The 18158-nt window shown below is 67.5% G+C and carries 17 protein-coding genes; 15 read left to right on the forward strand and 2 right to left on the reverse strand.

Annotated elements, in window-relative coordinates; translation table 11 throughout:
- The first annotated feature begins 8 nt into the window (after nucleotides 1-8).
- On the forward strand, nucleotides 9-881 hold the full coding sequence (folD, locus tag LNV28_RS08405; protein WP_263518488.1) for a bifunctional methylenetetrahydrofolate dehydrogenase/methenyltetrahydrofolate cyclohydrolase FolD: 873 nt from the start codon (nucleotides 9-11) through the stop codon (nucleotides 879-881).
- Nucleotides 878-2899 (forward strand): M3 family metallopeptidase, encoded by a 2022-nt coding sequence (locus tag LNV28_RS08410; RefSeq protein ID WP_263518490.1) that lies wholly within the window; start codon nucleotides 878-880, stop codon nucleotides 2897-2899. Before folD ends, LNV28_RS08410 begins: the two co-directional genes overlap by 4 nt.
- Before the next feature lie 50 nt (nucleotides 2900-2949).
- Here LNV28_RS08410 and LNV28_RS08415 read toward each other — a convergent pair whose 3' ends face one another.
- Together LNV28_RS08415 and LNV28_RS08420 are read right to left on the reverse strand one after the other, a co-directional pair.
- A complete protein-coding gene (locus LNV28_RS08415; protein ID WP_263518796.1) occupies nucleotides 2950-4266 on the reverse strand; it encodes a sensor histidine kinase in 1317 nt (438 codons plus the stop codon).
- Nucleotides 4247-4984, reverse strand: coding sequence for a response regulator transcription factor (locus LNV28_RS08420; protein ID WP_263518492.1), 738 nt, complete (start codon nucleotides 4982-4984; stop codon nucleotides 4247-4249). Before LNV28_RS08420 ends, LNV28_RS08415 begins: the two co-directional genes overlap by 20 nt.
- Nucleotides 4985-5272: 288 nt before the next feature.
- On the opposite strand from LNV28_RS08420, the gene LNV28_RS08425 reads away from it, so the two are divergent.
- The 13 genes from LNV28_RS08425 to LNV28_RS08485 all read left to right on the forward strand — a co-directional run bounded on the left by LNV28_RS08425 (nucleotide 5273) and on the right by LNV28_RS08485 (nucleotide 18091).
- The gene (locus LNV28_RS08425; protein WP_263518494.1) at nucleotides 5273-8194 is read left to right on the forward strand and encodes a beta strand repeat-containing protein; all 2922 of its coding nucleotides are present in this window, start codon (nucleotides 5273-5275) and stop codon (nucleotides 8192-8194) included.
- Between the two features lie 109 nt (nucleotides 8195-8303).
- Nucleotides 8304-9380, forward strand: a complete 1077-nt coding sequence (locus tag LNV28_RS08430) for a type 1 glutamine amidotransferase domain-containing protein (protein ID WP_263518496.1) — start codon at nucleotides 8304-8306, stop codon at nucleotides 9378-9380.
- 17 nt (nucleotides 9381-9397) lie between these two features.
- Entirely contained in the window at nucleotides 9398-10093 is a 696-nt protein-coding gene (locus tag LNV28_RS08435; protein WP_263518498.1) for a response regulator transcription factor, read from the forward strand.
- Complete coding sequence (locus LNV28_RS08440) at nucleotides 10090-11430, forward strand: histidine kinase dimerization/phospho-acceptor domain-containing protein (RefSeq protein ID WP_263518500.1); 1341 nt, start codon at nucleotides 10090-10092, stop codon at nucleotides 11428-11430. The genes LNV28_RS08435 and LNV28_RS08440 overlap by 4 nt, the downstream gene beginning before the upstream one ends.
- A gap of 12 nt (nucleotides 11431-11442) precedes the next feature.
- Nucleotides 11443-11709, forward strand: coding sequence for a hypothetical protein (locus LNV28_RS08445; RefSeq protein ID WP_263518502.1), 267 nt, complete (start codon nucleotides 11443-11445; stop codon nucleotides 11707-11709).
- Nucleotides 11710-11839: 130 nt separating this feature from the next.
- A complete protein-coding gene (locus tag LNV28_RS08450) occupies nucleotides 11840-12787 on the forward strand; it encodes a dienelactone hydrolase family protein (RefSeq protein ID WP_263518503.1) in 948 nt (315 codons plus the stop codon).
- A gap of 22 nt (nucleotides 12788-12809) precedes the next feature.
- Nucleotides 12810-13175 (forward strand): hypothetical protein, encoded by a 366-nt coding sequence (locus LNV28_RS08455; protein ID WP_263518505.1) that lies wholly within the window; start codon nucleotides 12810-12812, stop codon nucleotides 13173-13175.
- Between the two features lie 127 nt (nucleotides 13176-13302).
- The gene (locus LNV28_RS08460; protein ID WP_263518507.1) at nucleotides 13303-13707 is read left to right on the forward strand and encodes a hypothetical protein; all 405 of its coding nucleotides are present in this window, start codon (nucleotides 13303-13305) and stop codon (nucleotides 13705-13707) included.
- Nucleotides 13708-13716: 9 nt separating this feature from the next.
- Nucleotides 13717-15162, forward strand: a complete 1446-nt coding sequence (locus LNV28_RS08465) for a TolC family protein (protein WP_263518509.1) — start codon at nucleotides 13717-13719, stop codon at nucleotides 15160-15162.
- Nucleotides 15163-15180: 18 nt separating this feature from the next.
- Nucleotides 15181-16626, forward strand: coding sequence for a copper oxidase (locus LNV28_RS08470; RefSeq protein WP_263518511.1), 1446 nt, complete (start codon nucleotides 15181-15183; stop codon nucleotides 16624-16626).
- Nucleotides 16627-16680: 54 nt separating this feature from the next.
- Nucleotides 16681-17205 (forward strand): DUF411 domain-containing protein, encoded by a 525-nt coding sequence (locus LNV28_RS08475; protein ID WP_263518513.1) that lies wholly within the window; start codon nucleotides 16681-16683, stop codon nucleotides 17203-17205.
- An 11-nt stretch (nucleotides 17206-17216) separates the two neighbouring features.
- Nucleotides 17217-17585 (forward strand): copper-binding protein, encoded by a 369-nt coding sequence (locus LNV28_RS08480; protein WP_263518515.1) that lies wholly within the window; start codon nucleotides 17217-17219, stop codon nucleotides 17583-17585.
- 101 nt (nucleotides 17586-17686) lie between these two features.
- Nucleotides 17687-18091, forward strand: coding sequence for a hypothetical protein (locus tag LNV28_RS08485; protein WP_263518517.1), 405 nt, complete (start codon nucleotides 17687-17689; stop codon nucleotides 18089-18091).
- Nucleotides 18092-18158 lie beyond the last annotated feature (67 nt).

An 18158-nucleotide genomic window follows, 5' to 3' on the forward strand; every position in this document is an offset into this window, starting at 1 on the left:
GCACAAACATGACCGCCCAACTGATCGACGGCAACGCCCTGTCCCAACAAGTCCGCGCCGAAGTGGCGCAACGCGCCGCGGCGCTGACGGCCAAGGGCCTGAAACCGGGCCTGGCCGTGGTGCTGGTGGGCGACAACCCGGCCTCCCAGGTCTATGTGCGCAACAAGGTCAAGGCTTGCGCCGACGCCGGCCTGCACTCGGTGCTGGAAAAGTACGAAGCGACCATGAGCGAGGCCGAACTGCTGGCCCGCGTCGAGGCCCTGAACAATGACCCCGCCATCCACGGCATCCTGGTGCAGCTGCCCCTGCCCAAGCACATCGACGACCACAAGGTCATCGAGGCCATCTCTCCGGCCAAGGACGTGGACGGCTTCGCGATTGAGAGTGCCGGCGCGCTGATGGTGGGCGAGACCGGCTTCAAGGCCTGCACGCCCTACGGCTGCATGAAGATGCTGGAAAGCATCGGCATGAAGGACCTGCGCGGCAAGCATGCCGTGGTGATCGGCCGCTCCAACATCGTCGGCAAGCCCATGGCCATGATGCTGCTGCAGGCCAATGCCACCGTGACGGTCTGCCACAGCGGCACCGCCGACCTGGCCCACCACACCCGCCAGGCCGACATCGTCGTGGCCGCCGTGGGCAAGCGCGATGTGCTGACGGCCGACATGGTCAAGCCGGGCGCGGTGGTCATCGATGTGGGCATGAACCGCAACGATGAAGGCAAGCTCTGCGGCGACGTCGATTTCGCGGGCGTCAAGGACGTGGCCGGCTGGATCACCCCGGTGCCCGGTGGCGTCGGCCCTATGACCATCACCATGCTGCTGGTCAACACGATGGAGTCGGCCGAACGCGCCGCAGCTCAAACCGCAGGCGCCGTATGAGCAATCCGCTTTTGTCCACTGCCGCCCTGCCGGCCTTTGCCAGCATCCGCCCCGAGCACATCGCCCCGGCGGTCGAACAGCTGCTGAACAAGGCCGATGCCGCCCTGGCCCTGGCCACCTCGGAGGCGACGCCGGCCGATTTCGAAGCCTTGTCCGCCAGCCTCGGCGTGGCCACCGAACGTCTGGGTGCGTCCTGGGGCGCCGTCGGCCACCTCAATGCCGTGGCCAACACGCCCGAGCTGCGCGAGGCCTACAACGCCGCCCTGCCGGCTGTCACCGAGTTCTTCACCCGCCAGGGCTCGGACGAGCGGCTCTACGCCAAGTACAAGGCCATCGCCGCCAGCCCGACCGCGGCCACGCTGAACCCGGCGCGCCAGCAGGCACTCAAGCTCTGGCTGCGTGACTTCGTGCTCTCCGGCGCCGAGCTTCATGGCGAGGCCAAGACCCGCTTCGCCGCCATCCAGGAACGCAGCGCCGAGCTGGCCCAGACTTTCTCCGAGCATGTGCTGGACGCCACCGACGGCTATGCCTACTACGCCAGCGCGGACGAGATGGCCGGCGTGCCGGCCGACGCGGTGCAGGCTGCGCGCGCTGCCGCCGAGGCCGAGGGCAAGGAAGGCCACAAGCTCACCCTGCATTTCCCCAGTTACCTACCTGTCATGCAGTACGGCAGCCACCGCGGCCTGCGCCAGCGGCTCTACACCGCCTATGTGACCCGCGCCAGCGAACTGGGCGACAAACCCGAGCAGGACAACAGCGCCGTCATGCAAGAGCTGCTGCAGCTCCGCCAGGAAGAAGCGGAGCTGCTGGGTTTCGCCAATTTCGCGGAAGCTTCGCTGGCCGCCAAGATGGCCGATTCGCCGCAGCAGGTGCTCGATTTCCTGCGAGACCTGGCCCGCCGCGCCCGCCCCTTTGCCGAGAAGGACCTGGCCGAGCTGCGCGAGTTCGCGGCCCGCGAGCTGGGCCTGGCCGAGTTGCAGGCCTGGGACACGGCCTACGCCTCCGAGAAGCTCAAGGAAGCCCGCTACGCCTTCAGCGACGAAGCGGTACGCCAGTATTTCCCGGTGCCACGAGTGCTGGCTGGCCTGTTCAGCATCATCGAGCGCCTGTTCCAGGTGACGATCAGCGAGCAGCCGGCCGAGGTCTGGCACGAGTCCGTCAAGTTTTATCGTTTGGAGCGGAATGGCGCCCTGGTTGGCCAGTTCTATCTCGACCTCTACGCCCGCCCCGGCAAGCGCCCCGGCGCCTGGATGGACGAAGTGCGCAGCCGCTGGGCCCGGCCCGAGGGCACACAGCAGACGCCGGTGGCCCAGCTGGTCTGCAACTTCACGCAGCCTGCGGGTGATCGGCCGGCACTGCTGACCCACGACGACGTCACCACCCTGTTCCACGAATTCGGCCACGGCCTGCACCACCTGCTGACCCAGGTGGACGAGCTGGGCGTCTCCGGCATCTCAGGCGTCGAGTGGGATGCCGTCGAACTGCCCAGTCAGTTCATGGAGAACTTCTGCTGGGAATGGGAGGTGCTTCAGCAGCTGACCGCCCAGGTCGACAGCGGCGAGCCCCTGCCGCGCGAGCTCTTCGACAAGATGCTGGCGGCCAAGAACTTCCAGAGCGGCATGCAGACTCTGCGCCAGATCGAGTTCGCCCTGTTCGACATGCGCCTGCATGCCGAGACCGACAGCGCCGCGCAGATCCAGGCCGTGCTGAACGAGGTGCGCAGCGAAGTGACCCTGATGAAGTCACCCGACTTCAACCGCAGCCAGCACAGCTTCTCGCACATCTTCGCGGGCGGCTATTCGGCCGGCTACTACAGCTACAAATGGGCGGAGCTGCTCAGCGCCGATGCCTGGAGCGCCTTCGAGGTGGAAGGCGTGTTCAACGCCGAGACCGGCCGCCGCTATCTGCAGAACATCCTGGAAGTCGGCGGCTCACGCCCGGCCATGGACAGCTTCAAGGCCTTCCGCGGCCGCGAGCCCCAGATCGATGCCTTGCTGCGGCATCAAGGCATGAGCTGATGTGCTGCTCGGCGGGGCGGGCCGTTTGCGCCGCCCACCCCGCCCTTCATTCAGCGATGCAGCGGCAGGCGCGCCCTGACCTGATGGCGAGGCCCCACTTGCGCGAAAGAGAGCTCGCCGCCCAAACGCACCACCGTCTGCTGCACGATGGCCAGGCCCAGGCCGAAGCCCGGCAGGTTGCGGCTGGCATCACCGCGGGCAAAGGCTTCCAGCAGATGGCCAGCGCCGCCGGGCGGCAAGCCCGGGCCTGCATCCGAAACGATCAGCAGGGCACTGTCATCGCCGACCTGCGATAGCTCGACCTCGACTGGCAAACCGCCATGCTTGATCGCGTTGTCGATCAAGTTGACGATCAGGCGCTCGATCAACAAGCCATGGGCATTCTGGAGCTTCAAGCACTCAGGCACCTTCAAGGCTAAATCGCTCAAAGGCAGCTCAAAGCCAGCCAAAGCGCGCTGCGCCAACTGCACCAGATCCACCTCTTCCGCCAACTCCACAGCGCTGGCCCTCACAAACTCCAGAAAACTGGCTGTGAGTCGATCCGCATGGTCCACATTGCGCGTGATGCTGGCCACACCCTCTGCGTTCTCAACTGACTCGGGCAACATCTCCGCAGCCAGCCGGATGCGACTCAAGGGGCTGCGCAGATCATGCGAAACACCGGCCAGCAACAAAGCCCGCTCCCGCTCGTTGCGCTGCAAGCGATCCGCCAGTGACTGGTATGCGGCAGAGATGGCGATCAACTCGGGCGGCGCCCTGCTGGACTGCCGACTCAGCCTCAAGGCTCCCTGCTGATGGCCACTGTCCGCGTGGGCTTGCATGTGCGCACGCAAATGCGCCAAGGGCCCCGTCAAATCCCGAGCGAAGCTCCGGCTGAGCCAGGCGAGCACCAAGATCATCAGCGCCAGGCCGACGGTCATGCGCGGAGCCCAACGCGGCAGTGCCGCAGCACCCGCACCGCTCATCCAGACCGGAGTCGTGTCAGCCAAGCGGACTTGCGTCAACAGGCGGACCTGACCCTCACTGAAGTTCAGCCACACCTGGTCCGCCGTGATTCCGTGTCGGGCCAATTCCCGCAAAAACTCCACGGGGGCGGGCCAGGCCGTCACATCCAGTCTGAGCCCGTCCGGAGGGGCCGTGTGGATCTGGACACCCGAAATCAAGCCATAGGCCGGCACATCAATCGGGCGGGGCGCGCGCAGCGCCTGTATCAGCTGCGGCGCCAACGATGCCGCGAGGTGAGGCGCCAGCAACTGATTGCGCTCCACGACCAGCAAGCCACCAAAAACCAGCACAAAGCCGGCCAGCAGCAACACCTGGGCCAAGACCAGGCGCAAAAATAAGGAATCAAAGCGCTTGGGGATCATCACCGCCGGGGCTCCGCGAAGGCGCAAGCCTCGGCACAAAAGCATAACCCTCACCCCGAATGGTCTCTATCCAATCACTTCCGGGCATGGCCTGTTCCAGGCGGCGGCGCAGTCGCCCGACCTGCACATCCACCGTGCGGTCCTGCGGCCGGTAGCTGCCCGCCTGCACCGCCTCGCTCAGCTGCTCGCGCGAGACGGCCTGGCCGGGGGTGCGAATCAGCTCAATCAGCAGCCTGAACTCGATACCGGTCAGTGTGATGACTTGCTCGCTGACCGACACCTCGCGGCGCAGCAGGTTCACGTGCAGCGGGCCAAAGCTCCAGGTGGTGACCGGCTGGCTGGCCGGCGGCGCCTGACGTCGGATCAGCGCACGCAGCCGCGCCACCAGCTCGCGCTTCTCGAAGGGCTTGGCCAGGTAGTCATCGGCGCCCAGTTCCAGGCCCAGCACACGGTCGAAAGGGTCGCCTCGGGCGGTCAGCATCAAGATGCCCAGTCCCGGGTAGGCGGCCCGCCAGCGCCGGCACAGATCCATGCCACTGGCATCGGGCAGCATCACATCGAGCAGCACGACTGCCGGCAGCGCACTGGCCAGCGCCTGCTCGGCCTGCGCGGCATTGTGGGCCGCACGCACCGCCCATCCTTCCGCCTGCAAGAGGCGCAGCAGCATGGCGGAAAGCTCGACATCGTCGTCGACAAGCAGCAGGGAGGGCTGGGACATCAGGAGCGCCTTGGCAAGGTCGGGCGCACTCGGCAGCGAGTGCTGTGGGCAAGGCAGTGGATCGTAAGCCAATTCAGCGCGCGCCCTGTATGACATTGCTGCAGCCCATATGACAGCGGTGTCGTGAATCGTCGCGTTATGTCGCACACGCAGAAGGCGAATCTTCGGAAACTGCGATGCGTTGTACCGATGCCTGGATGGCCATACACAAGCCCTGACTTGGGCGATCCCTCGGTGCATGACAGCGACCTCATTCCTCCAACGATACAGAGCCTACAGGGAACATCCATGAACACCAGCACCGCCGCGGCCAAGCGCCCCACAGTTCGCCGAGTCACCAGCCCGATGTCAGGCGCGCCTCGTCCGTCCACGCTCTGCCTGGCCATCGCCACGGCGCTGAGCCTGGGCATCGTCGACACGGCAGAGGCCGCCGTCTGGACCTGGACCGGCGCGACCACCACCCCCGGCGGCCCCACCGCTTTGTGGAGCACGGCCGGCAACTGGAGTGGCGCCTCGGTCGGCGTACCCAAGGACGGCGACTCCCTGGTCTACAACGGCAACAAGGCACCGCTGCAAATCGTTGACATTTCCGGCGCAACGGCTCAGGTCCTGCTGCTGAAAGACATCTCCTTCACCGCCGATGCCACCGACTTCATCCTGACGCCCAAGGCCTCGACACCGACCACCTTGAAGCTGAGCGGCAACGTCAGCAACCTGGGCCAGAGGCAGACCTTCAACGTGGCCGTGGAAGCGATCGGCGGCAGCGCCGAACAGATCTGGAATGGCGGCAGCAACGGCATGCTGCTCAGCAATGCCTGGCTGTCCGGCAGCAGCACCAAGCTGACCTTGAGCAACAACGTGGCCATTCAGAAAGGCGGAACGATTGCCTTGGGCAATCTGGCCAATGAGTCACTGAACTTGAACATCAAGGCCGGCAGCAGCGCGACGCTGGACATCTTGGACATCGCGCGGGGCAAGCTGAGCCAAGGGACGCTCTTGGTGGACGGAAACTCGTCCAAACTGAGCACGAGAGACATCAACATCGGCCACAGCGGCACCGGCGTTTTGACGGTTCAGAACAGCGCCCAGGTCAACATCAGCAACAGCGCCAAGCTTGGCACTGCGCCGGACAGCAAGGGCACTCTCCTGGTCAGCGGTCTCGGCTCGCAATTCAGCAGCGCAGGTTCGCTCTTCCTGGTTGGCGAGCAGGGCTCTGGCAGCTTGACCATTGAGAACGGTGGTTTGGCCAGCAACGTCAATTCGGTGATTGCAGACAGGCTCGGCAGTACCGGCAACGCGGTGGTGACCGGCCAAGGATCGCAATGGGTCAATACCTTGAGCCTCATCGTCGGCCAAAGCGGCCAAGCTTCACTGAGCATTCTGGATGCAGGCAAAGTGACGGCGCAAGACTTGGCGATTGGCGCGCGGGGCGTGCTCACGCTCGATGGCGGCAGCTTGCAGATCGCCAACGCCTCCATGGCCAGCGGTGGCTCCTTCAACTGGATCAAGGGCGTTCTGGCTTACACCGACAAGGCCAGCCTGGGTTCGGCCCTGCTGCCCTCCTTCAGCACCCTGTCCAGCGGCAAGACCTTGAGCGTGGCCAATGCGCTGACGATCGGCGGCGCCAGCGCCCTGAACCTGAGCGGCGGCAACGCCAACGCCGGCAGCCTGGTCCTGCAAGGGCAAGCTGAGGTGGGCAGCTTCAGCGAGCTCAGCGTCGGTGCGGGCGGGATGAACAGCAGCGGCGTCCTGCAGTTGAGCGGCGGCACGTTCCGAACCGCCGGTGCAGCCGTGAGCTCGGGCATCGTGAATGGCTACGGCGTGATCACCGGCAGCGGCGGTTTCAACAACGCCGGCCTGCTGCGGCAGGGCGAAGGCACGCTGGTCTTGAGCAGCACCGGCCTCAATGAGAACTCGGGCACCTGGGACATGCAGGCCGGCCGTACGCTCAGTCTGCAAGGCGCAGACCTGAACAACCGCGGCAGCCTGAACTTGAACGGCGGCTTCATTTCGGGCACGGCCGCCGTCGTGAATGCGGCCCAAGGCAGCATCAGCGGCAGCGGTCGCATCAGTTCGGGCTTCAGCAACAACGGCAGCCTGATCGTCGACGCCGGCCGAACCCAGATCGATGCCAACTTCGTCAACCGGGGTCAGGTCTTGCTGAGCAGCAATGCGGCCAACCTGGCGGGCGGCCAGGTCGACAACCGCGGCCTGATCCAAGGTTTCGGCAAGATCAACAACAACATCACGCAAGCCGACGCGAACGGCCGCATGGAAGCTCAAGGCGGCACGCTGACGATGGCCGGTCAGATGGTCGGTTCCAACCGCGGCATCCTGGCCGCAAGCGACGGCGGCAAGCTGCTGATCAGCCAGGGCCTGGCCAGCAACGCAGGTCAAATCCAGCTGAGTGGCGGCACCGTGGACAACAACGGCCGAGCGCTGGTCAACGAAGTCGGCGCCAGCATCAACGGCTTCGGCACCCTGCGCTCGGGCACGCTGAGCAACAAGGGCCAGATCCTGCTGAGCGGCGGCACCTCGGACGTGCGCGCCGACATCGTGGCCCAGGCCGGCAGCGAGATCATCCTCTCCGGTCAGAGCAACACCAGCTTCTACGGCAGCGTCGAGGTGATGAGTGACGCGGAGCTGCGTGTTTCAGAAGGTTCGGTCGCCACCTTCGCGGGCCTGGTGAAGCAACGCACCGGATCCAATGTCAACGGCGACGGCAAGATGTTCTTCGAGGGAGGCCTGAACATCGGCAACTCGCCGGGCTACGGCTACATCCAAGGCTCGGTGGTCTTCGCTTCCAGCAACTTCTACGAAGCGGAGATCGGCGGCACCGCGGCCTGCACGGCGCAAAGCTGCGCCCTGGGTTCGCCCCTCTTGGACAGCAGCTTCGACAAGCTGGTGATCGGCGGCAACCTGAGGATGGGCGGCACCTTGACCTTGAAATCCTGGAACGGCTTTGTGGCGCAGGCCGGCCAAAGCTTTGACCTGCTCGACTGGGGCAGCAGCAGCGGCACCTTCAAGGCCATCGACGCCTCGGGCTTGAGCCTGGCCGCAGGCACACAGCTGGATTACAGCCAGCTCTACACCAACGGCACGATCACGGTGACGGCAGTGCCGGAACCAGAGAGCTATGCGCTGATGCTGGCCGGGCTGGGCGCCATCGGTTTCATCGCTCGCCGCCGGCGCGCCCAAGCCGGGGTCTGAGCCCGGCGGCCCGGCTGGGCGCCATGACATCGGCTTGACACCGGCTTGACATCGGCTTCACAAGGGGATTTCTAGACTGTGGCTCACACCCACCGTCTGGAACTCCCACATGAAACATCTGCTCCGTCACCGCCTCGTCAGCGCCCTGCTGGCCTCCACCTGCCTGACCCTCGGCATGTCGCCCAGCTGGGCCGTCACACCCACAGCCAGTACGCCGGCCAAAGTCCTGATCGTCGTCAGCGGCGAAGGTCGCGAGCAGGGCAAGACCCGGCCCGGCTTTGAGATGGACGAGTTCGCCCAGGCCTGGCTGCTGCTGCGTGCCAACGGCCTGAACATCGAGGTCGCCAGCCCCAAGGGCGGCGCCGTCGAGGCCGACCGCTACGACCCGGCGGACGATTACAACAGCCGCCTGGCCGCCGACCCGCAAGCCCTGGCCGCCCTGAAGCAAACCCGCAGCACGGCCGAGCTGAAGGCCAGCGACTACCGCGCCGTGCTGGTCATGGGCGGCAAGGGCGCCATGTTCGACCTGCCCAAAGACCCCGGCCTGCACACGCTGCTGCGCGAGATGGACGCCCAGGGCGGCGTGATCGCCGCCGTCTGCCACGGCCCGGCCGCCCTGGCCGAGGTGCGGCGCGCCGATGGCCAGCCCCTGGTCGCCGGCCGCCGCCTCACCGGTTTCAGCAATGAGGAAGAAGCGGCCTTCGGCAAGAAGTGGGCGGCTCAGTTCCCCTGGCTGCTGGAAGACAAGCTCAAGGCCCAGGGCGCGCGCTGGGACGAAGCCTCGCTGATGATGCCCAAAGTGGTGGTGGACGGCCGCCTGATCACCGGCCAGAACCCCTTCTCCACCACCGCCATGACCGAGGCCGTGCTGCGCGCGCTGGGCCAGGAGCCCAAGGCTCGCCAGCCCTTTCGCGATGAAGCCACCATGAGCCTGGCACAGCGCTGGCTGGAGGGCGAACAGGCCGCCGTGCAAGCGCAGCTGGCCGCCGATGCCAAGGCCTACAAAATGGAGCTGATCGCCATGCTGGGCGTCTACCAGTTCAAGAATGCCGGCGATGATGCGAGCCGCCGCCAAGCGCTTTCGCTGATGCGCCTGGCCGAGCCGCACTTCAAGCACGAGCGTCTGAGCCTGAGCATCCAGGAAGCGAAACAATCGCTGGCCACCGTCAATCACCACCAACCCTGATCGAGCAGCAAGGCCCCATGACGACGACACCCAGCCTGCCTCTGCGCATCCTCGTGGTCGAAGACCACGCGCCGCTGCGTGCCCAGATCGTCGAGCTGCTGCAAGCGGCCGGCTGGCGGGTCGAGGAAGCCAGCGACGGCCGCCTGGGCCTGCAGCTGGCCCTGGAGCAGCCGCCCGACGTGCTGCTGCTGGACCTGGGCCTGCCAGGCCTGGACGGGCTGCAAATCTGCCAGCGCCTGCGCCAGCAGGCCGAACGCCACATCCCGGTGCTGATGCTGACCGCGCGCGACAGCCTGGCCGACAAAGGACAGGGCTTCGCCGCCGGCGCCGACGACTACCTGCTCAAGCCCTTTGCCGGCGAGGAACTGCTCTGGCGCTGCCAGGCCCTGTCCCGGCGTGGCGAGCTCGGCCGCAGCCCCCTGCTGGAACGCGGCCCGCTGCAGATCGACCGGCGCAGCGCCGAAGTGCGCATCGAGGGTCAGGTCTTGCCGCCCTTGCCGCGCCAGGCCTACCGCCTGCTGCTGGCCCTGGCCGAGGCGTACCCGCGCACGCTCAGCCGCAGCGAACTGCAGCAGGCGCTCTGGGCCGACGAGCCGCCCGAGTCCGACGCCTTGCGCAGCCATCTCTACACCTTGCGCCAAGCCCTGGGGCCGGCGCAAACCTTGATCAAGACCGTGCACAGCGTGGGTCTGCGCCTGGACCTTCCCGCATGAACCTGAGCATCAACACCACCGGCTACCGTGCGCGCCTGCGGCAGCGCCTGATGCTGGCCTTCACCGGCTACACCGTGCTGGTCAGCGCGCTGTTCGGCCTCTTTGCCATGGCTTTTGTCTACACCGTCGAAGACCAGTTCTTCGACAGCGCCCTGCGCCAGGAAGCCCAAGCCCAAGACATCAGCCTGCGGGCCGGCAGGGGCTGGCGCGAGCCGGCGCAGGACTTCATCCGCCTGTACCGGCCTGGCCAGGCCCTGCCCGAGGACCTGGCGCAGGCGCGCCTGCGCGAGCCCCGGTCCCGCGAACTGAGCGGCGAGCAAGGCCGCCACTACCACCTCTGGCCCCTGCCCGAAGACCACGGCCTGCTGGTGGCCGAGGTCAGCGGCCAGCTGATCGTGCGGCCCATGCGCCGGCAGCTGCTGGTCTGGCTGGGCGCCTGGGGCGGCGGCCTGGCCCTGCTGGCCCTGGGCCTGGGCTGGTGGCTGGCGCGCCGCACCAGCGCGCCTCTGGCCCGGCTGGCGCAAGCGGTCGCGCAGAGTCGACCGGAACAATTTCCCACCGATCTGGCGGCGCGTTATGGCGACGACGAAGTGGGCCTACTGGCAGCCCACCTCGCCCAGCAAAACCAGCGCACGCGGGAGTTCATCGCACGCGAACAGGCCTTCAGCCGCGATGCCAGCCACGAGCTGCGCACGCCGCTGGCGGTGCTGAGCCTGGCCTGCGAGCGCCTGGCCGGCCAGAGCTTGCCGCCTGCGCAGACCGCCACGCTCAACTCCATGAGAGCAGCCCTCTGGCAGCTGCAGCAGACGGTGGAGCTGCTGCTGGCCCTGTCCCGCGAAGCCAGCCCGAACCCGAGCACGGTCGCGGGTCAGGCCCAGCCGCTGGCCCTGCTGCCCCAGATCGAACAGCTGGTGCTGGCCCACGCCCCCTTGCTGGATCAGCAAGGCATCGAGCTGGAGCTCGAGGTGCCGCCCGCCCTCACCCGCTCCTGGCCGCCGGCCCTGACCCAGCTGCTGCTGGCCAATCTGCTCGGCAACGCCCTGGCCCACCGGCAAACGCCGCAGATCCGCATCAGCGCCGATGCGCAGCACCTGAGCATCGCCAATGCCAGTGCCGCCCCGCCCGAGGCCCTGCTGGGCACCGACGCGGCCGGCCGCCAGCCCGGCCTCAAGGGCGAAGGCAGCGCCGGCCTGGGCCTGGGCTTGTCCATCGTGCGCCGCCTGGCCGAGCGCCATGGCCTGCGGCTGGAGCTGCAGCACGCTTCGGGCTGGACCACGGTCTGCCTGATGGACGCGCCGCCACCCGCGGATGGGGCCGGCACCGGCACTATCGTCTGAGCCCCGACAACCATGGTCTTTCTCCTGTTTGCCGCCCTGACCCTGGCCTGCCTGCTGGCCCCCAGCTGGCTGCTGCGCCGCGGCCTGCACCCGCTGGCGGCTTGGTTGTTGGCTGCCGGCATGTGGCCGACCAGCGTGCTGATCCTGGAGCTGCTGCCACGCGCTCCGGGCGGCGGGGACTCCATGCTGCTGGTGGCCCTGATCACCGGCAGCTTGCTGGGCCTGGCCCTGGCGGGGCTGGGCACCCTGCTGGCGCTGTGGCGGCGGCGCGGGCACTGAACCCACCCTGAGCCAAGTCGCTGAGCGGGGGGCCGCTTGCATCGTCCCCCCGCCGAGCTCACAGATGCTTCACACGCGGCCACTTAGCCTTGCCGTCCCGGCCCCGAGAGGCCCTGGCAGGTCACCGCTCATGAAGACACCCATCTGGAAGAAGAAAACTCGCGCCAAGATCATGGTTTCCATCCTCGGCCTCATCGCCGCCACGGCCGCGCTGTGGTGGGGCATCTTTGCACTCAAGCCCTATCAAATCTCGCCCGATCAGATGCAGGCGCGCTACCGCTACAGCGCTCCGGCCGCCTTCACGCCAACGCTGAAAGACCTGGGCCGGCACGGCTACGAGGTCCGCTTCAACAGCTTCGACGGCGCCGCCGTCAACGGCCGCCTCCAGTACCCCAGCGACCCGGCTCAGGCCAAGACGCCGTTCCCGCTGCTGATCGCCATGCATGGGCTGGGCCGCAGCCATATGCGTTGGTGGCAGGCCACGTACAAGGGCCGCGAAACCTTGGAGCACACCCACCTCGTCACCGAGCAAGCCCTGAAGCAAGGCTATGCCGTGCTGGCCCTGGATGCACGCCGCCACGGCGAGCGCAAGAACCTCGAATACAGCGTGATCGATCTGATGCGCGATATGGACCTGTGGGGCCAGCGCGAGCCCTATGAGCAGATGATCATCGACAGCATCAAGGACTACCGCCTGCTGCTGGACTGGCTGCTGCCGCAGCCGCAGATCGACGCCCGCCGCGTGCAGACCACCGGCTACAGCATGGGCGGGCAGATGGCGCTGATCCTGGGCAGCCTGGAGCCGCGCATCACAGCAGTGGCCGCCATCGTGCCGCCGCATGTGGACGACAAAGTGGCCGCCGTGTCGCCGCAGCGCTTCTTTGCCGGCCTCGCGGGCAAGGACAAGCTCTGGCTGCTCAGCGCCGACGATGACGAGTACGCCTCGGCCCAGCAAAACCAAGCCTTGTTCGAGGCCCTGCCAGGCGCCGCGAACCGGCATCTGCGTTTCCCCGGCGGCCACCTCTTGCCGACCAGCTATGCCGAGCAACTGCGTCCCTGGCTGGCACCGATGCCCTGATCGCCTGACATACACTGCCGCCATGGGCATCTTCTGGCGCATCACCTTGGCATGGCTGCTGGCCGTGGCCATGCCGATTCAAGGCATGGCCGCTGTGTCCATGCGCTTCTGCATGGCGCTGCCCCAGCCCAGCCCGGCCTGCCATGAGCAGGCCTTAGAGCAATCCGCCGAGCCCACAGCTCCGGCTGCTTTTGAGGAAGCTGCACCAGACCACGCAGGCAGCTGCAGCGCCTGCGCCGCCTGCTGCCACGCGGTCGCGCCGCCGAGCGTGCTGCCCCTGCTGGAGCCGGTCGCCGGCGAACTGCCCCAGGCCAGCGACTTGATCGCCAGCCACGCCCGCGTGCTGCCGGGCGGGCTCGAACGTCCACCGCGAAGCGCGCCCCGCTGATCGGCCGGGCCGGCACCGCATGTGCCGGACTCTCAGCCCACTGACCCAGCCCGGCTCCGGGGCGCCCGACGCTTGCGTCGACGCCCGGAGCCTCCCTCCGGTCCTTGCTGACTCACGCGAGAACACCATGAAATTTCCTGCACCGGGCAAGGCGCTCCCACGCCACTTGCTGTGCGCCTTGCTGTGCGCGCCACTGACCTTGGCTCTGGCGCCCGCGGCCTCGGCCTCGGCCCAAACGCCACGATCGACCAGCCCAAGCCCAAACACAAGCCTGAGCGCCGACCCGCTGGACCCCAGCGTGCCCCTGCCAGCGCTGCGCTACCGCTCCGCCCTGCAAAGCTACCGCGCCGATCCGGGCACCGAGTTGGGCGATTGGAAGGCCAGCAACGAGCGCGTCCAGCGCATCGGCGGCTGGCGGGCCTATGCACGCGAAGCGAACGCCAGCCCCGCCAACGCAGCGGCGAGCGCACCCGCGAGCCAAGCCAAACCCGAACCCGCCCCCAAGGCCGGCGGCCACAGCCACCACCACTGAGCCGCGCCCATGAATCCCTGCCAAAAAAAACATCATCCCGGCCGGCGCCGCATCGGCAGCCTGCTGACCCTGGCCGCCACCATGGCACTGGCAGGCTGTGCCAGCCTCCAACCTGAGGCCGCCCTGGCGCCAGTCCAGGAAGCCGCGCGCAAGCATCTCGGCGCCAGCGTCCAGCCCAGCCACAGCGACGAGGACTTGCGCGCCGTGGCCGAACGCGTCGGCGAGCTGCTGGCCGCACCCTTGAGCGCCGACGCCGCCGTGCAGATCGCCCTGCTCAACAACCGCGGCTTGCAAGCCAGCCTGGCGGAGCTGGGCATTGCAGAAGCCGAACGCGTGCAAGCCAGCCGCTTGCCCAACCCCGGCTTCAGCCTGGGCCGGACGCGGCGAGGCGACGAACGCGAGATCGAGCGCGGCGCCTCCTTTGACCTGGGCCATTTGATCGGTCTGCCCTGGGCGCGCGAACTGGAGAACCGGCGCCTGACGGCCCGTCAGCAGCAGCTGACGCTGGACGTGCTGAGCCTGGCCGCTGACACCCGCCGGGCCTACCTCCTCGCCGTGGCGGCCCAGCAAAACGCGGCCTATGCGCGCGAAGTCCAGGCGGCCGCCGAGGCCGGCGCCGAGCTCGGCCGGCGCATGGCCCAGGCCGGAAACTGGAATGCATTGCAGCAAGCGCGCGAACATGGCTTCTATGCCGAGGCCGCCTTGCAAACCGCCCGCGCCGAAGCGGCGGGGCTGGCGACTCGCGAGCGCCTGATTCGCCTGCTCGGCCTCTGGGGTGCGCAGACCGCGCGACTCACCTTGCCCGCGCGCCTGCCCGAGCTGCCGGCCGCCGCCCTGGAGCAGCCCGAGATCGAACAGGCGGGTCTGGCCAGCCGGCTCGATGTGCAGGCGGCCCGCAGCCAGGTCGAGGCCAGCGCGCGCAGCCTGGGGCTGAGCCGGGTCCGCGGTTTCATCAACGTGCTGGAGCTGGGCGCGCAGCGCAACAGTTCCAACGAAGCGCCCGTGCAAACCGGCTACGACATCCGCTTCGAGCTGCCCCTGTTCGACTGGGGCGATGCGCGGGTGGCGCGGGCCGAGGCCGTCTATATGCAGAGCGTGCACCGCGCCGCCCAGACTGCCATCGCCGCCCGTTCGGAGCTGCGCGAAGCCTATCTGGGTTACCGCTCGGCCTACGACATCGCCCGCCACCACCGCGACGAGCTGTTGCCAGCCGCCAAGCGCATTTCCGAGCAAAACCTGCTGCGCTACAACGGCATGTTCATCAGCGTGTTCGAGCTGCTGGCGGACACACGCGCCCAGATCGGCGTCGTGCGCGCCTCCATCGATGCCTTGCGTGATTTCTGGCTGGCCCAGGCCGACCTCGAGATGGCACGCCTGGGCAAGCCCGCACTTGACAGCGCGGCCGCCGCCAGCAGCGGCGCAGCGCCCACTGGCGCCGCCGCAGCAGCCCACTGATTTCAGGAGTTATCGATCATGCTTTCCCGACGCAATTTCTTCCAGGGCGCCGGCGCCTTGACCGCCGCCGTCTCGGCCAGCGCCGTCAGCCGCGTGGCCATGGCCGGCCTGCCCGAGCCCGTGCTGCAAGGCGCGGCCGACAGCGCGCCGCCCTTGCAACCGAGCACCGGCCGCCCCTACCGGCCGGTGCTGACCCTGAACGGCTGGACCCTGCCCTGGCGCATGAACCAGGGGGTCAAGGAGTTCCACCTCGTGGCCGAGCCGGTGCTGCGCGAGCTGGCGCCCGGCATGAAGGCCCACCTCTGGGGCTACAACGGCCAGTCACCGGGGCCGACGATCGAGGTCGTCGAGGGCGACCGGGTGCGCATCTTCGTCACCAACAAACTACCCGAGCACACCAGCATCCACTGGCATGGCCAGCGCCTGCCCAATGGCATGGACGGCGTGTCCGGCCTGACGCAGAAGTCGATTCAGCCAGGCAAGACCTTTGTCTATGAGTTCGTCGCGCGCCGGCCCGGCAGCTTCATGTACCACCCCCATGCCGACGAAATGACGCAGATGGCCATGGGCATGATGGGCCTCTGGGTCACCCACCCGGCGCCTGCGGCCAAGAAGCAGCAAGGCTTGATCGAGCCGGTCGACCGCGACTTCTGTTTCCTGCTCAATGCCTTCGACATCGAGCCCGGCGCGGCCACGCCCAAGATCATGACCATGCTGGACTTCAACCTCTGGTGCTGGAACAGCCGGGTCTTCCCCGGCATCGACACGCTCAATGTGCGCAAGGGCGACCGGGTGCGCATCCGCGTCGGCAACCTGACCATGACCAACCACCCCATCCACCTGCATGGCCATGAGTTCACGGTCACAGGCACCGATGGCGGCCCGGTGCCAAAGACGGCACGCTGGCCCGAGGTGACCACCGACGTGGCGGTGGGCCAGATGCGCCAGATCGAGTTCATCGCCGACGAGGAAGGCGACTGGGCCTTCCATTGCCACAAGAGCCACCACACCATGAACGCCATGGGCCACGGCCTGCCGACCATGATCGGCGTCGACCACAGCCAGCTGGCCCGCCAGATCACCCGTCTGGTGCCCGACTACATGGTGATGGGCGAGCGTGGCATGGCCGATATGGCCGAAATGACCATGCCCCTGCCCGACAACACCATGCCCATGATGAGCGGCGACGGCCCCTTCGGTGGCGTCGAGATGGGCGGCATGTTCTCGGTGCTGAAGGTGCGCAAAGACCAGAAAGCCGGCGACTACAGCGACCCGGGCTGGTACCGCCACCCGCCCGGCGAAGTCGCCTTCGAGTGGACCGGCGCCCTGCCCGAACCGGCCCGCTTCGCGGCCGACAGCGCCCTGCCCCGGGCCAAGCCGCCGCAAGCCCCGCGCTCGGCCGCGACCCCGGCCCCGGCCGTCGAGCTGCGGGCGCGCAAGCCCAGTGGTCATGGCGGCCATTGAAACCCCGGGGCCCAGCCCTGACACCGACAAGGGCAGCGAAACAGGAGGCCGAACATGGCTCGCAGCACAAGCACTGACACCCTGATGAACACCTGCAGCGACGCCGGGCTGGCGCGCCGGCGACTGCTGCTGGGCGGCGCCATCGGCCTGCTGCTCGGGCCAGCCGGCTTGGCAGGGGCGGCGCCGGCCGCGCGCAGCGCGCCCCTGATGCAGGTCTGGAAAGGCCCGGCCTGCGGCTGCTGCAAGGACTGGATCGAGCTGCTGCGGGCCCAGGGCCTGCGCGTGGAGGTCCATGAGCAGGGCAATAGCGATGCCCGCGCCCGGCTTGGCATTGCGCTGCAATACGGCTCCTGCCATACCGCCCTGATCGGCGGCTATGCCATCGAAGGCCATGTGCCGGTGCGCGAGATCCTGCGCTTGCTGAAGGAGCGCCCCGAGGCCATAGGCCTGGCGGTGCCCGGCATGCCGCTCGGTTCACCCGGCATGGACGGCCCGGAGTATGGCGGCCGCCGCGATCCCTACCAGGTGCTGCTGCTGAGCCGGGACGGCCGCACCCGCGTCTATCAAAACTACCCTTGAAGGAAGCCCCCATGAAATCTAGTTCCCATTGCGGCCGGGCCGGCCTCCTGGCCGCGGCCCTGCTGTCGACACTTCTGCCTCTGCCGGCGCGCAGCCAAGCCGCCAGTGCGCCTGCACATGGCGCACACAGCACGCATGCGGCCGGCATGATGGAAGGCCAGGGCGAAGGCGAGGTCCGCAAAATCGACCGCGCCGGCAAGAAGCTGACCCTCAAGCATGGCGAGATCAGCGGCATGGACATGCCGCCCATGACCATGGTGTTCGCGGTCAAGGAGGCGGCACTGCTTGATCGATTCAAGGTCGGTGACCAAGTTCGCTTCAAGGTCCAGCAGGTGGGCGCAAGCCTGCTCGTGACCGAGCTGCTGCCGGCCAGGCGCTGAACGGCCGGACACGTCTCACTCAGCGCGAACGAAGCCACCCGGCGAACTCATGGGCATGGCGCTTGGCCAGAACCCTGCAGTCCAAGTAGCACTGGAACCGGGTGCACACGAACAAGGTCACGACGGATGTCAGCGGGTTCCAGGAATACCCGCTGCAGTCCGTCCAGCTGATTCGCGACCTCGGGGCTGCGAGCGTGGCCGACCTCATCGACGTCGTTGGCGGCGCGTCCACGCTGCTTGATGTCGTCAATCAATTCCAGGCCGGCCAGCACACTGGCACCCCATGTGCTTCCATTGCGATGATGGATCACTGCCCAAACTTGGGCCTTGTGCGTGGACCAGAGTGGCGCCGGCTGGCCACTTTCGGCGGTTCAGATCATTCGGGCGCGAAGAATGAACGGCAGCAATATGCCCGAAGCGAAAGCCCGTCGAATCTCGGCAAGCGCTGTATGTGGCCATTCGTTCTGGGTGAGCCAAGGAACGCAGTCGCCGAGACCGGCCGCTGAGCGCTGGGCGCTTCATTGACCGGATGGCCACCTGTTCCGTCTCAAATCAGCCGGACGTTCCGATTCT

Origin of the sequence: Paucibacter sp. DJ2R-2 (genome assembly GCF_025717675.1) — a bacterium.
Taxonomy (GTDB): domain Bacteria; phylum Pseudomonadota; class Gammaproteobacteria; order Burkholderiales; family Burkholderiaceae_C; genus Paucibacter_A.